Annotated in this window: 16 protein-coding genes and 1 tRNA gene; 7 read left to right on the forward strand and 10 right to left on the reverse strand. The window is 67.1% G+C overall.

Annotation, left to right across the window (positions count from 1 at the left end):
- Positions 1 to 42: 42 nt before the first annotated feature.
- Positions 43 to 783 carry an amidotransferase gene (locus H165_RS0107720; RefSeq protein ID WP_017938349.1) on the forward strand — a complete coding sequence of 247 codons (741 nt, stop codon included), beginning with the start codon at positions 43 to 45 and terminating at the stop codon, positions 781 to 783.
- A gap of 97 nt (positions 784 to 880) precedes the next feature.
- Here the strand turns inward: H165_RS0107720 and H165_RS0107725 are convergent, their stop codons facing one another.
- Positions 881 to 1,852 carry a magnesium and cobalt transport protein CorA gene (locus H165_RS0107725; protein WP_017938350.1) on the reverse strand — a complete coding sequence of 324 codons (972 nt, stop codon included), beginning with the start codon at positions 1,850 to 1,852 and terminating at the stop codon, positions 881 to 883.
- Positions 1,853 to 1,968: 116 nt separating this feature from the next.
- The gene (locus H165_RS0107730) at positions 1,969 to 2,658 is read right to left on the reverse strand and encodes a crotonase/enoyl-CoA hydratase family protein (RefSeq protein ID WP_017938351.1); all 690 of its coding nucleotides are present in this window, start codon (positions 2,656 to 2,658) and stop codon (positions 1,969 to 1,971) included.
- A gap of 221 nt (positions 2,659 to 2,879) precedes the next feature.
- Here H165_RS0107730 and H165_RS0107735 point away from each other — a divergent pair.
- Positions 2,880 to 2,969, forward strand: a tRNA-Ser gene (locus tag H165_RS0107735).
- Between the two features lie 109 nt (positions 2,970 to 3,078).
- Here H165_RS0107735 and H165_RS0107740 read toward each other — a convergent pair.
- A complete protein-coding gene (locus H165_RS0107740) occupies positions 3,079 to 4,080 on the reverse strand; it encodes an NADP-dependent oxidoreductase (RefSeq protein WP_017938352.1) in 1,002 nt (333 codons plus the stop codon).
- 193 nt (positions 4,081 to 4,273) lie between these two features.
- Between H165_RS0107740 and H165_RS0107745 the strand changes: the two genes are divergently transcribed.
- Positions 4,274 to 5,158 carry a bile acid:sodium symporter family protein gene (locus H165_RS0107745; RefSeq protein ID WP_017938353.1) on the forward strand — a complete coding sequence of 295 codons (885 nt, stop codon included), beginning with the start codon at positions 4,274 to 4,276 and terminating at the stop codon, positions 5,156 to 5,158.
- Positions 5,159 to 5,170: 12 nt separating this feature from the next.
- Here the strand turns inward: H165_RS0107745 and H165_RS0107750 are convergent, their stop codons facing one another.
- From H165_RS0107750 to H165_RS0107760, 3 genes are all read right to left on the reverse strand, one after another.
- On the reverse strand, positions 5,171 to 6,361 hold the full coding sequence (locus H165_RS0107750; RefSeq protein WP_017938354.1) for a benzoate/H(+) symporter BenE family transporter: 1,191 nt from the start codon (positions 6,359 to 6,361) through the stop codon (positions 5,171 to 5,173).
- A 13-nt stretch (positions 6,362 to 6,374) separates the two neighbouring features.
- The gene (locus tag H165_RS0107755) at positions 6,375 to 6,974 is read right to left on the reverse strand and encodes a LysE family translocator (RefSeq protein ID WP_017938355.1); all 600 of its coding nucleotides are present in this window, start codon (positions 6,972 to 6,974) and stop codon (positions 6,375 to 6,377) included.
- Between the two features lie 168 nt (positions 6,975 to 7,142).
- Positions 7,143 to 7,577 carry a MarR family winged helix-turn-helix transcriptional regulator gene (locus H165_RS0107760; protein ID WP_017938356.1) on the reverse strand — a complete coding sequence of 145 codons (435 nt, stop codon included), beginning with the start codon at positions 7,575 to 7,577 and terminating at the stop codon, positions 7,143 to 7,145.
- 79 nt (positions 7,578 to 7,656) lie between these two features.
- On the opposite strand from H165_RS0107760, the gene H165_RS0107765 reads away from it, so the two are divergent.
- The 3 genes from H165_RS0107765 to H165_RS0107775 all read left to right on the forward strand — a co-directional run bounded on the left by H165_RS0107765 (position 7,657) and on the right by H165_RS0107775 (position 9,859).
- Positions 7,657 to 8,823 (forward strand): aminotransferase-like domain-containing protein, encoded by a 1,167-nt coding sequence (locus H165_RS0107765; RefSeq protein WP_017938357.1) that lies wholly within the window; start codon positions 7,657 to 7,659, stop codon positions 8,821 to 8,823.
- Positions 8,824 to 8,835: 12 nt separating this feature from the next.
- Positions 8,836 to 9,438, forward strand: a complete 603-nt coding sequence (locus tag H165_RS0107770) for a glutathione S-transferase family protein (RefSeq protein WP_017938358.1) — start codon at positions 8,836 to 8,838, stop codon at positions 9,436 to 9,438.
- A 67-nt stretch (positions 9,439 to 9,505) separates the two neighbouring features.
- On the forward strand, positions 9,506 to 9,859 hold the full coding sequence (locus H165_RS0107775; RefSeq protein WP_017938359.1) for a GFA family protein: 354 nt from the start codon (positions 9,506 to 9,508) through the stop codon (positions 9,857 to 9,859).
- Positions 9,860 to 9,917: 58 nt separating this feature from the next.
- On the opposite strand, the gene folE is transcribed toward H165_RS0107775, so the two are convergent.
- From folE to H165_RS0107795, 4 genes are all read right to left on the reverse strand, one after another.
- Positions 9,918 to 10,463 (reverse strand): GTP cyclohydrolase I FolE, encoded by a 546-nt coding sequence (gene folE, locus H165_RS0107780; RefSeq protein WP_017938360.1) that lies wholly within the window; start codon positions 10,461 to 10,463, stop codon positions 9,918 to 9,920.
- A gap of 94 nt (positions 10,464 to 10,557) precedes the next feature.
- On the reverse strand, positions 10,558 to 11,115 hold the full coding sequence (locus H165_RS0107785) for a Smr/MutS family protein (RefSeq protein WP_017938361.1): 558 nt from the start codon (positions 11,113 to 11,115) through the stop codon (positions 10,558 to 10,560).
- Positions 11,116 to 11,162: 47 nt separating this feature from the next.
- On the reverse strand, positions 11,163 to 11,483 hold the full coding sequence (locus H165_RS0107790; protein ID WP_017938362.1) for a hypothetical protein: 321 nt from the start codon (positions 11,481 to 11,483) through the stop codon (positions 11,163 to 11,165).
- A gap of 103 nt (positions 11,484 to 11,586) precedes the next feature.
- Entirely contained in the window at positions 11,587 to 12,180 is a 594-nt protein-coding gene (locus H165_RS0107795; protein WP_017938363.1) for a cysteine hydrolase family protein, read from the reverse strand.
- 225 nt (positions 12,181 to 12,405) lie between these two features.
- Here H165_RS0107795 and prmB point away from each other — a divergent pair, with 225 nt between their 5' ends.
- A complete protein-coding gene (gene prmB, locus H165_RS0107800) occupies positions 12,406 to 13,326 on the forward strand; it encodes a 50S ribosomal protein L3 N(5)-glutamine methyltransferase (protein WP_026146451.1) in 921 nt (306 codons plus the stop codon).
- Positions 13,327 to 13,394 lie beyond the last annotated feature (68 nt).

The following is a 13,394-nucleotide window of genomic DNA, read 5'->3' on the forward strand; positions in this document are numbered from 1 at the left end:
ATTGCACATTTGGCAAGCCGCACCGGCATCAGGATCCTTTTCATGACGCTTCGCATCTGCATTCTGGAAACCGACATCCTCCGTCCCGAGCTGATCGACCAGTACCAGGGCTACGGGAAGATGTTCGAGCAGCTCTTCCGCAACCAGCCCATCCCCGCGGAGTTCGTGACCTACAACGTGGTGCAGGGCCAGTACCCCGCCGATGACGAGCACTTCGATGCCTACCTGGTGACCGGCAGCAAGGCCGACTCCTTCGGCAGCGATCCCTGGATCCAGACCCTCAAGCAGTTCCTTCTGGAACGCTACAGGCGCGGCGACAAGCTGCTGGGCATCTGCTTCGGCCACCAGCTGCTGGCCCTGCTGCTCGGCGGCAAGGCCGAGCGCGCCGCCCAGGGCTGGGGCGTGGGCACCCACCAGTACCGCGTCGCCGATCAGCCGGAATGGATGACCCCCTCGGTGGACGACCTGACTCTGCTGATCAGCCACCAGGACCAGGTCACCGCGCTGCCGGAGAACGCCCGGCTGATCGCCACTAGCGACTTCTGCCCGAACGCCGCCTACGCCATCGGCGACCAGGTGCTGTGCTTCCAAGGGCACCCGGAGTTCGTCCACGACTATTCCCGAGCGCTGCTCGACCTGCGCCAGGAGCAACTGGGCGCGGACACGTACCAGAAGGCGATCAAGAGCCTGGAGCGCGACCACGACGGCTACGTGGTGGCCGAGTGGATGATGCGCTTCGTGGCCAACGGCAAGCAGAAGGCGAAGGCCGCCGAGCCGGCCTGATGCATCTGGCGGCCTGGCATGCCTGGGCCGCTGTCTGCCGATCCGTACGCCCTGCGTCCTGGTCCCTTGTGGGGTAAGACGCAGGGCGTCGTCGTTCCTAGAGCCAGTTGAGGCGCTTGAAGTTGGCGTACAGCCCGCCGCAGCCCAGGGCGATGATCCCCAGCACCCCGAAGTAGCCGTATTCCCAGCCCAGCTCGGGCATGAAGTGGAAGTTCATCCCGTAGATGCCGGTGAGCGCGGTGGGGAAGGCGAGGATCGCCGCCCAGGCGGCGAACTTGCGCTGGGTGAGGCTCTGTCGCGAGGCCTCCAGCAGCAGGCCGATCTCGATGGCGTAGTCGGCCATCTCGCGCATGGCGGTGAGGTCCTCCAGCATGCGCTGGATGTGGATGGCCACGTTGCGGAAGTACGGGCGCATGTGCTTGTCGATGAAGGGGAAGTCCAGGCGCTGCAGCTCCTGGCAGATCTCCCCGAGCGGCGCCAGGTAGCGGCGCAGGCGCGACAGGCTGCGGCGCATGCTCTGCACGGCCTCCACGTCCGCCTGGCTCAGCGGCTGGTTGAGTACCCGCTGTTCCATGTCCTCCAGCTGGGCGTGGTAGTCGTCCAGCAGCGGGCGGTAGTTCTCGATCACGAAGCCGAGCAGCGAGTGCAGCACGTAATCCTCACCGTGCACCAGCATCTGCGGCTGGGCCTCGCAGCGCTGGCGCACCGCGGCGTAGGAGGGTGAGTCGCCGTAGCGGGCGCTGATCACGTAGCCCTTGCCGGCGAACAGCTGGGTCTCGATGAACACCAGCTCGCCGTCGCGGCGGATCGGCGAGTAGACCACCATGAACAGCGCGTCGCCGAAGGTCTCCAGCTTCGGCCGGGTGTGCTGGAGCAGGGCGTCCTCGATGGCCAGTGGGTGCAGCTGGAACTGCCGCTGCAGGCTGAGCAGTTCCTCCCGGCCGGGATCGTGCAGGCCGATCCACACGAAGTGGCCTTCCCGGGCCGCCCACTCGGCGCCTTCGTCGAGACGGATGTCGCTGACCTTCCTGCCGTTGGCATAAACCGCCGCGGCTATGACCTGAGCCATGGGCTGTCGCTCTCCTGAACGGGATTTGCCCTCAGAATGCCAGAAGTCGCGCCGCCAGGGGCGCATCGGGGGGAAGACGGAGGGGAGGACCCGGCCGGGTGGCCGGGCGGGGGGATTCAGAGCGGGTGCTGGCGGTCCAGCTGGATGGCCTGATCGAGGGTTTCCAGCAGGGCCTTGCGCACTTTCAGCTTGGTGTTGCGGTGGGCGGTCATGTCGATCTTCTTCAGCTCCCGGGCGACGGCCAGGGCGGTGGCCTCCAGCTGCTCGGCGGGCACCACGCGATCGAGGAAGCCTGCGTCCAGCGCGTCCTGCGGATCGAACATCTCGCCGTTGATCACCGAGCGGTGGAAGGCCGACTTGCGCAGGCGGTCGCGGGCCAGCTCGATGCCCACGTGATGCATGGTCATGCCGATCTGCACCTCGTTCAGGCCGATTCTGAACGGGCCCTCGACGCCGATTCGGTAGTCCGCGGAGAGCAGCAGGAAGGCGCCCTTGGCGACCGCATGGCCGGGGCAAGCGACGATCACCGGGTAGGGATGGGCGAGCAGGCGGCGCGCCAGGGTGGAGCCGGCGGCGACTAGCTCGATGGCGTTCTGCGGACTGGACGTCATCACCTTGAGGTCGTAGCCGCCGGAGAGGATGCCCGGCTGGCCGGTGATGATCACCACCGCGCGGTCCTGCTCGGCGCGGTCCAGGGCGGCGTTGAAGGCGGCGATCACCTCGGGCGAGATGGCGTTGACCTTGCCGTTGCTCAGGGTGAGGGTGGCGATGCCGTCTTCCAACCGGTAGCTGATGAGGTCGCTCATGGTGTGATCCTTGGATTGGCGGTAGTGAAGGGGGCAGACGTTACCCAGAGCCCGCCGGCGGGTAAAGCGGCGCGTCGGACCGGCCGGTCACGCCCCAGCCGCCCGGCGATTTTCCGTGGCCTGCCTTAAGCGCATGAATTTTTTGAAAAAAGCCTTTGCTTTTGGCGGACCTTTCGGCTAGATTAGCGCGCCTCGACGGACCGACGGTCCGGCGAGATCCCGGTGAGGTGTCCGAGTGGTTGAAGGAGCACGCCTGGAAAGTGTGTATACAGGAAACTGTATCGAGGGTTCGAATCCCTCCCTCACCGCCAGATCGAAAAGCCCCGAAAGTGCAGACTTTCGGGGCTTTTTGCTTTCCGGCCCGGTGCGGCGAGGCTGCTGTCGACGAAGTGTCGAAGACTTCGCCGGCCGGTCGCTCCCTCAGACCTTGAGCACCAGCTTGCCGAAGTTCTCCCCGCGGAACAGCTTGAGGAAGGTTTCCGGGAAGTTCTCCAGGCCCTCGTCGATGTCTTCCTTGCTCTTCAGTTGCCCGGAGGCCAGCCAGCCGGCCATTTCCTGGGCGGCCTCGGCGAACCGGGAGGCGTGGTCGAGGACGATGAAGCCTTCCATGCGCGCCCGGTTGACCAGCAGCGACAGGTAGTTGGCCGGGCCCTTCACGGTGGTGGCGTTGTACTGGCTGATGGCGCCGCAGATCACCACCCGGGCCCTGAGGGCCAGGCAGGCGAGGGCGGCGTCGAGGATGTCGCCGCCGACGTTGTCGAAGAACAGGTCGATGCCTTGCGGACATTCGCGCCGGAGGGCGGCGGTGACGTCCTCGTGCTTGTAGTCGATGGCCGCGTTGAAACCGAGCTCTTCGGTGAGGTAGCGGCATTTCTCCGGCCCGCCGGCGATGCCGATCACCCGGCAGCCCTTGATCCTGGCGATCTGCCCGGCCACGCTGCCGACTGCTCCGGCGGCGCCGGAGATCACCACGGTGTCGCCGCCCTTGGCGGCGCCGGTGTCGAGTAGGGCGAAGTAGGCGGTCATGCCGGTCATGCCTAGGGCCGAGAGGTAGAGCGGCAGCGGTGCATGGCGCGGGTCCACCTTGTAGAAGCCCTTGGGTTCGCCGAGGAAGTAGTCCTGCACGCCGAGGAAGCCGTTGACGTGCTCGCCCACCGCGAAATCCGGGTGCCGGGAGGCGATCACCTCACCGACGCCCAGGGCGCGCATCACTTCGCCGATGCCCACCGGGGGAACGTAGGAGCGGGCGTCGCTCATCCAGCCACGCATCGCCGGGTCGATGGACAGGTAGTGGTTGCGTACCAGGATCTGTCCCGGGCCGGGTTCGCCCAGCGGGGCTTCCACGAAATTGAAGGAATCGCGGCCAGGCAGGCCGACCGGGCGTTGGGCGAGCAGGAACTGGCGGTTGGTCCGAGTGGGCATGGCGGCGACTTCCGGGCAGAGAAGTACAGGGTATAGACCGGGGGCGGAGCCGGGACAAGCCGGAACGGAGAGGGCCGCCAGGCGGTTCTCGCATTCTGTTACACCTCCGACCCGGCTGGCGCGCTGGGCCACTGTCGGTAGTTCAGAGGCTTGAGCAGAATCCGGAGCAGTCCCCCTCAGGAGAACAATGACAATGACGGCTAGCGTGCTGAATACCGTGTTCCTTCCCCTGGCTCTGGGCATCATCATGCTTGGCCTGGGGCTGTCGCTGACCCTGGCGGATTTCGCACGCGTGGTGCGTTATCCCAAGCCGGTGCTGGTGGGGTTGGTCTGCCAGATCGTCCTGTTGCCACTGGCCTGCTTCTTCATCGCCAAGGGCTTTCAGCTCGAGGCCGCTCTGGCGGTGGGCATGATGCTGCTGGCCGCCTCGCCGGGCGGCACCACGGCGAACCTCTACAGCCATCTGGCCCACGGCGACGTGGCGCTGAACATCACCCTGACCGCGGTGAACTCGGTGATCGCCGTGCTTACCATGCCGTTGATCGTCAACCTCTCGCTGCTGTACTTCATGGACAGCGGCCAGGCCATCCCGCTGCAGTTCGCCAAGGTGATCCAGGTGTTCGCCATCGTCCTCGGCCCGGTGGCCATCGGCATGTGGGTGCGCCGCCGCTTCCCGGACTTCGCCGCGCGCATGCAGAAGCCGGTGAAGATCGTCTCCGCGCTGTTCCTGCTGCTGATCATCCTCCTGGCGGTGGCCAAGGACTGGCAGACCTTCCTGGACTACGCCCCGCTGGTCGGCATGGCCACCCTGTGCTTCAACCTGCTGAGTCTGGCGGTGGGTTACTGCGTGCCGCGCCTGCTCAATCTGTCGCAGCGCCAGGCGGTGGCCATCGGCATGGAGATCGGCATCCACAACGGCACCCTGGCCATCGCCCTGGCGCTCAGTCCGATGCTGCTGAACAACCCGACCATGGCCATCCCGGCGGCCATCTACAGCATCATCATGTTCTTCACCGCGGCGCTGTTCGGCTGGTGGGTCAACCGCCTGCACGACGCGCAGTTGGCTGCCGAGGCCTGATCCGGGCGTGATTCAGCCCTTGCGCCAGTTGAGGATCAGCAGCGTCAGCAGGCCGGCGACTATCCCCCAGAACGCCGAGCCCACCGAGAACAGGGTCATTCCCGAGGCGGTGACCAGGAAGGCGATCAGCGCCGCGTCCCGTTCCTGCGGCTCGCTCATCGCCTGGGTCAGGCCGCCGATGATCGAGGCGAACAGCGCCAGGGCGGCGATGGAGAGGATCAGCGCCTTGGGTAGCGCGGCGAACAGTGCGGCCAGGGTGGCGCCGAAGATCCCGGCGATGCCGTAGAACAGCCCGCACCAGATCGCCGCGGTGTAGCGCCGTCGTGGGTCCTCGTGAGCCTCTGGACCGGCGCAGATCGCCGCGCTGATTGCCGCCAGGTGGATGCCGTGGGAGCCGAACGGCGCCAGCAGAATGGAGGCCAGGCCGGTGCTGGTCAGCAGCGGCGAGGCCGGCACCTCGTAGCCGTTGGCACGCAGCACCGCCATGCCCGGCAGGTTCTGCGAGGCCATGGCGACGACGAACAGCGGGATGCCGATGCTGATCGCCGCAGCGAGGGAGAACTCCGGCGTGGTCCATTCCGGCACCGCCAGCTGCAGCTCGAAGTCGCTGAAGTCGAGCAGGCCGAACAGCGCGGACAGCAGGCAGCCGACCAGCAGCGCCGCGAGCACCGCGTAGCGCGGCAGCAGGCGCTTGCCGAGCAGGTAGGCGAGCAGCATGGCGACCACCAGCAGGGGCTGCTGCTCGGCGGCGGCGCAGATCTCCAGGCCGATCCGGAACAGCACCCCGGCCAGCAGCGCGGCGGCGATGGAGGCGGGGATGCGGCGCATGATGCGGTCGAAGCTGCCGGTCAGGCCGATCAGCACGATCAGCCCGGAGGCCAGGATGTAGGCGCCGATCGCCTCGCCGTAGGGCACTCCTGGCAGGCTGCTGATCAGCAGGGCGGCGCCGGGGGTGGACCAGGCGACCATCACCGGCGCGCGGTAGCGCAGCGACAGGCCGATGGAGCAGATGGCCATGCCGATGGACAGCGCCCAGATCCACGAGGAGACCTGGCCGCTGCTGAGGCCGGCGGCCTGGCCGGCCTGGAACATCAGCACCAGGGAGCTGGTGTAGCCGGTGAGCATGGCGATGAAGCCGGCGACCACGGCGGAGGTGGAGCTGTCGGCGAGGGGACGCAGGCGGGATTGGGTGGCTTCGTTCATCGGGGACTCGGGGTCAGAGGGTAGTGAGGACGGGGTACAGCGAGGCCACCAGCAGCAGGGCCATGCTGACGTTGAATAGGCGCAGGGTGCGCGGATTGTCCAGCCAGTGGCGCAGTAGGCTGCCGGCCACCGTCCAGAGGCCGACGCTCGGGCAGTTGACCAGGGCGAACAGCGCGGCGATCAGCACCACTTGGAGCAGGCCGCTGCCCTGCGGCAGGTAGGTGGTGATGGCGCCGATGGCCATGATCCAGGCCTTGGGGTTGACCCACTGGAAGGCCGCCGCCTGCAGGAAGCCGAACGGTCGGCCACGGGGCTCGCCGCCTTCCGGGGCGCCGGCCCTGGCGATCTTCCAGGCCAGGTAGAGCAGGTAGGCGGCGCCGGCGTAGCGCAGTGCGGTGTGCAGCTGCGGATAGCTCTCGAACAACTGGCCCAGCCCCAGGCCGACGGAGATCACCAGGACCATGAAGCCCAGGCTGATGCCGAGCATGTGCGGCACGCTGCGGCGCACCCCGAAGTTCACCCCGGAGGCCAGCAGCATCATGTTGTTGGGCCCCGGAGTGACCGAGGTCACGAAGGCGAAGAGCACGAAGGCGAGCAGCAGGTCCAGGCTCATGGGCGGCGACTCTTGTTGTTCCGAGCCTGCCAGCCTATGCATCCGGCGGCCAGGCGTCGCGATACAGCGGGCGGAGCAATCGACGGAACAGTTCGCCGGCGAGGAGGAGAACGGGTGAAGTGTGCTGCCGAATGGTTCGGGGCCACCCGAGCGCGCGGCCCCGGGGGCTTAGGCGCGGTGGTGCAGGGCCTGGTTGACCGCCAGCCAGCCCCGGGCGGCTTCCTCGCCGGCTTCGGCGAAGGCCTGCTGTAGCAGGCGGCTCTGTTCGCGGCGCAGGGCAGCTTCCAGCTTCGCGCCTTCGGCGGTGAGGCCGAGGCGGCGTTTGCGCTTGTCGTCCTCGGCGGCGACGCTCTCCACCAGGTGCATCTCCATCAACTGGCGCAGCGGCGGGTTGAGAGCCTGCTTGCTGACGCCGAGGACCTCGAGCAGCTCCTTCATGCTCAGCCCGGGGTAGCGGGCGATGAAGAACAGGATGCGGTGGTGCACCCGGCTCAGCCCGCGGCGGGCGAGCATCTCGTCGGGCTTGGCGGTGAACGCCTGGTAGGCGAAGAAGAAGGCTTCCGCGGCAAGCCGCTGGGCGGTCGGATTTTTCAGGTCAAGCATATTGACGTAATTGGATGCAGCGGCGTAGTTTCGGTCAAACAGTTTGACCCATTTGCTTCTGCCCCGCTACCGGTGTCCCATGGCCTTCTCCGAACGCGTCACCCGTCTGAAAAGTTCCCTGATCCGTGAAATCCTCGCCGCCGCGCAGCGTCCCGAGGTGATGTCGTTCGCCGGCGGCCTGCCGGCCGAGCCGATGCTGCCCAGGGTGGACTGGGCCGAGATGCCGGCGAGCATGGGTCAGTACGGGATGAGCGAGGGCGAGCCGGAGCTGCGCGAGCGCATCGCCGCCGAGGCCCGGGCCCTGGGGATTCCCTGCCAGGCCAGCCAGGTGCTGATCATCAGCGGTTCGCAGCAGGCCCTCGACCTGGCCAGCAAGCTGTTCATCGATCCGGGTACCGAGGTGCTGCTCGAAGGCCCCACCTACCTGGCTGCGCTGCAGGCCTTCCAGCTGTTCGGCGCCGACTGCCTGTCGGTACCCCTGGAAGCCGACGGTCCGGACCTCGCCGTGCTGCGCCAGCGCCTGGAAAGCCACAAGCCGGCCTTCGCCTACCTGATCCCTACCTTCCAGAACCCGTCCGGAGTGCGCTACAGCGAGGCCAAGCGCCAGGCGGTAGCCGAGCTGCTCGACCAGTTCGGCGTCACCCTGATCGAGGATGAGCCCTACCGCGAGCTGGTCTATGACGAAGGCCGCGCCGTGCCCATCGTCAGTCGCCTGGGCAAGGCCAGCTGGATCTACACTGGCACGGTATCCAAGACCCTGCTGCCTGGCCTGCGGGTCGGTTACCTGATCGCCACCCCGGACCTATTCCCCCATCTGCTGCGCCTCAAGCAATCGGCCGACCTGCACACCAACCGCATCGGCCAGTGGCAGGCCCTGCAGTGGCTGGGCAGCGCCCAGTACCAGGAGCACCTGGCCGCGCTGCGCGACTTCTACCGGGCGCGCCGCGACGCCATGCAGGCGGCGCTGGAGGAGCACTTCGCCGAGCTGGCCGAGTGGAACCTGCCAGAGGGCGGTCTGTTCTTCTGGCTGACTCTCAAGCAGCCGATCGACACCCGCGGCCTGCTGCAGGAGGCGCTTGAGCAGCAGGTGGCCTTCATGCCCGGCGAGCCGTTCTTCGCCGAGCCGGAGCAGAACCCCGGCTACCTGCGTCTGAACTTCAGCCACGTGGTCCCGGAACGGCTGGGCGAGGGGCTAAGGCGCCTGGCTGGGGTGATTCGCAGGGCCCAGCAGGCTGCAGCCGCATAAGGAGGAGAGGGCATGTACAAGGTCTACGGCGATTACCGTTCCGGCAACTGCTACAAGGTCAAGCTGATGCTTCACCTGTTGGGTCGCGACTACCAGTGGGTGCCGGTGGACATCCTCTCGGGCGAGACCCGCGAGCCGGCCTTCCTGGAGAAGAACCCCAATGGCAAGGTGCCGGTGCTGGAACTAGAGGACGGCTCCACCCTCTGGGAGTCCAACGCCATCCTCAACTACCTGGCCGAGGGCACCGAGCTGCTGCCCAGGGAGCCACGCTTGCGCACCCAGGTGCTGCAGTGGCAGTTCTTCGAGCAGTACAGCCACGAGCCCTACGTGGCGGTGGCGCGCTTCATCCAGCTCTACCAGGGGCTGCCGGAGGAGCGCCGCGAGGAGTACGAGATGTGCCTGAACCTCGGCCACAAGGCGCTGCGGGTGATGGAGAAGCAGCTGCAGAGCACGCCCTACCTGGTCGGCGACAGCTGCACCATCGCCGACATTGCCCTGTACGCCTACACTCACGTGGCTGACGAAGGCGGCTTCGACCTCTCCGGCTACCCGGCGATCCTGGCCTGGCTGCAACGCGTGGCCAGCCATCCCCGCTATGTCGGCATGTTCGACTGAGGAAACTGGCGCGCAGGCAGCCGCGGGTCTAGCTTGTCCTTCCCCGGACCTGCACAGGAGACCCGGCATGAGCACTTACCAAGGCGGCTGCCACTGCGGCAGGATTTCCTTCAGCGTCAGCGGCGAGATCGACCGGCTGCTGGACTGCAACTGCTCGCTGTGCAGCAAGCGCGGCGGGTTGCTGTGGTTCGTGCCTCGCGCGCAGCTGACCCTGAACTCCCCTCGGGCCGATGAGCTGCCCACTTACCGCTTCAACAGCAGACGCATCGCCCACCACTTCTGCGACCGCTGTGGCTGCGCGCCTTTCAGCGAGGCGCCAGGCCCGGACGGCAAGCCCATGGCGGCGGTCAACGCTCGTTGCCTGGAGGGGGTGGACCTGTCCGTCTATCCGGTGAGCCACTACGACGGCCGCAACCACTGAGCGGACGGCCGGAAACGAAAAAACCGGCCAGAGGGCCGGTTTTTCTGGGCGGCATCCTTCAGCGGATCAGACTGAGGAACTCGCTGCGGGTTGCGGCGTTGTTGCGGAACTCGCCGAGCATCACCGAGGTGACCATGGAGGAATTCTGCTTCTCCACGCCGCGCATCATCATGCACATGTGCTGGGCCTCGATGACCACCGCCACGCCCAGGGCGCCGGTAACCTGCTCGATGGCCTCGGCGATCTGCCGGCTGAGGTTCTCCTGGATCTGCAGGCGCCGCGCGTACATGTCGACGATGCGAGCCACCTTGGACAGGCCGAGCACCTTGCCGTTGGGCAGATAGGCGACGTGGGCCTTGCCGATGAACGGCAGCAGGTGGTGTTCGCACAGCGAGTACAGCTCGATGTTCTTGACCAGCACCATTTCGCTGTTGTCGGAGCTGAACAGGGCACCGTTGGTGACTTCTTCCAGGGTCTGCTCGTAACCGCGACAGAGAAAACGCATGGCTTTCGCGGCGCGCTTGGGGGTGTCGCGCAGGCCTTCGCGAGTCACGTCCTCGCCGAGCTGATCGAGGATCGCTACGTAGTGCTGTTCCAGAGACATGGGGGTTCCTGTGGAGGGGGGTTGTTGCAAAGGGGCAGGGTAGGGGGTGACGGCTTCGCTGGCAAGGGCGGGAGCGCCGGGGCGCTCCGCCGTCTCATTCGTCGCGACCGTCGAGCATGGTGCGTCGCAGCAGCACGTAGACCGCGCCGGTGCCGCCATGCCGGGGCAGGCAGGAGGCAAAGCCGAGCACCTGGGGATGCTGGCGCAGCCAGGTGTTGACGTGGCTCTTGATCAGCGGGCGCTTGCCGTCCAGACGCGCCGCCTTGCCGTGGGTGACGCGCACGCAGCGGATTTCCCGGCGCACGGCCTCGGCGATGAATTCCCAGAGAGTGTCGCGTGCCTGCTCCACCTTCATGCCGTGCAGGTCGAGGCTACCCTCGAAGCCGACCTGGCCCTGTTTGAGCTTGCGCATCTGGCCTTCCTGGAGTCCTTCGCGGGCCCAGTACAGCTCGTCCTCGGCACCGACGTCGATGACGAACTGGTCGGACAGGCCATCCACCTTGATGGTCTCCACGCGCTGGGTTGCGGCCTGACGTAGGGTGGCCAGGCGGGCACGGTCGGGCTTCGGCTTGCCGGTGTCCGCGCGGTCGTACTTGAGCGGCTTGACGCCGCGCATCTCGCTCTTGAACAGGGAAAAATCGTCGTCTTGCATAGGGCCTCCGCGAAGCCCTCCAGTTTACCCGTTCCAGGGCGGCGCGGTCAGTCGTGTTTCTTCAGCAGGTGCGGGGCCAGGCTGAGATCGTCGCTGCACCGCAGGCGGCGCCGGCAGGCCCGCCAGATCAGCAGGCCGAGCAACAGCAGCAGGAGGCTGGCGATCAGCAGCACCAGGCCGGCGCCAGTGGAGGCCTCGAGGTTCGCGATGAGCGGCGGGCGGCCCAGCAGGATGGCGGCACCCGCCAGGGTCAGCAGCCCCCCGAGAATGGCGAACAGGGCCCCGAGCGCCGCGCCGAAGCGCCAGCGCCACAGCCTGGGACCGCGGGGGCGCAGACGGCGGGCATCAAAATCACCGGATAGTTTCATGCCGATTCCTCGCTCGTTATCGGCGCTATGACCGGAAGCCAGTGCCGAGGTTCCGGTCAGCGTCCAGGGCGATGGGCGGTCGGTTGCCGCGGGGCGTCCTGCTTCAGATCAGGACGGCGGCACGCGGCACCACGGCCGCGAAGTTGTCCGCCAGGGCGGCCATTTCCGCGCGGTGCAGGTCGGCGGCGCTGATCACGCCCTCGCCGCAGGGCAGGTCACGGGTGGCGCAGGCGGTCTCCACCAGGGTGCAGCGGTAACCGTAGTCTTTGCAGGCACGCACCGTGGTACTGATGCTGGAGTGTGTCATGAAGCCGCAGATGATCAGGTCCAGGCGGCCGAGGGCCTGCAGGCGGTCGTGCAGGTCGGTGCCGGAGAAGGCGTTGGGCAGGCGCTTTTCCACCACCACTTCGCCGGGCAGCGGCGCCAGCTCGGGGAGGAACTGCCCGCGCGGGCCGCGCGGGTCGAGGAAGCCGTCCGGTACGCCGAGATGTTTGACGTGCACGATTGGGGTTCCCGAGCTGCGGGCGGCGCTCAGCAGGCTGGCGATCTCCGCCACCGCGGCATCCAGCCCCGGCAGAGGCACCACGCCGCTGCGGTATTCCTCCTGGGCATCGATGATGATCAGACAGGCGCTCTGCAGGCTGGCAGGCGCATGACTGCGACCGGTGATCTGGAGGAGGGTCTGGGGACGAGACATGCAAGGTACTCCTGGCGAACGCGCAATGCCCTTCATTGTCACTCCCCGCGGCGGCGCTGTGAACCTCCTTGCGCACCTGCTGGGCGAAAATCCGTGAACGCGTCGGGAAAAGGTCACGAAAAGGTCGTTCGAGGATGATCGTGGCGGCGCTGAAAACCCTCCGTGCCGCTCGCCTGCGGAGGTCGACAGGCCCTACAATGCGCGCCCGTTCACCGGAGGTTCGCCGTGACCGTCTCTACTTCCCAATTGCGCACCCTGCGCGACTACATTCGCTGGGCCGTCAGTCGTTTCCACGCCGAAGGCCTGTATTTCGGCCATGGCACCGACAACGCCTGGGACGACGCCCGGCAACTGATCCTCGGCGCCCTGCACCTGCCCTGGGAGATCGCCGACAGCTACCTGGACTGCCGCCTCGAGGACGACGAGCGCGAGCACCTGCGCGAGCTGCTGCGCCGGCGCATCGAGGAGCGCGTGCCGACCGCCTACCTGCTCGGCGAGGCCTGGTTCTGCGGCCTGCCGTTCGTGGTGGACGAGCGGGTGCTGATTCCCCGCTCGCCGATCGCCGAGCTGATCCAGAACCGCTTCGAGCCCTGGCTGCCCAAGGAGCCGGCACGCATCCTCGACCTCTGCACCGGTTCAGGCTGCATCGGCATCGCCTGCGCCTACGCCTTTCCGGAAGCCGAGGTGGCTCTCGCCGACCTGTCCTTCGAGGCCCTGGAGGTGGCCTGGCGGAACATCGAGCAGCACGGCCTGGAAGACCGCGTCTACACCGTGCAGGGCGACGGCTTCGACGGTCTGCCGGGGCAGCGCTTCGACCTGATCGTCAGCAACCCGCCCTACGTGGACGCCGAGGACTTCGCCGACATGCCCGCCGAGTTCCACCACGAGCCGGCCCTTGGTCTGGCCTGCGGCGAGGACGGCCTGGATCTGGTACGGCGCATCCTCGCCGAGGCCGCCGACCACCTGACCGAGCAAGGTGTGCTGATCGTCGAGGTGGGTAACAGCCAGGTGCACGTACAGGCGCTCTATCCGGAGGTGGACTTCACCTGGCTGGAGTTCGAGAACGGCGGCCATGGCGTGTTCCTGCTCGCCGCCCGGCAGTGCCGTGACTACCAGAGGCTGTTCCGCTCGCGCCTGAAGCGCTGAACGGCCGTTCCGACAGGCGGGGAGTGCGTAGCAGTTCCCGCCTCCATTGAATAAGCCCCGCGCGGGCT

Origin of the sequence: Pseudomonas thermotolerans DSM 14292 (genome assembly GCF_000364625.1) — a bacterium.
In the GTDB taxonomy this organism is placed as follows: domain Bacteria; phylum Pseudomonadota; class Gammaproteobacteria; order Pseudomonadales; family Pseudomonadaceae; genus Aquipseudomonas; species Aquipseudomonas thermotolerans.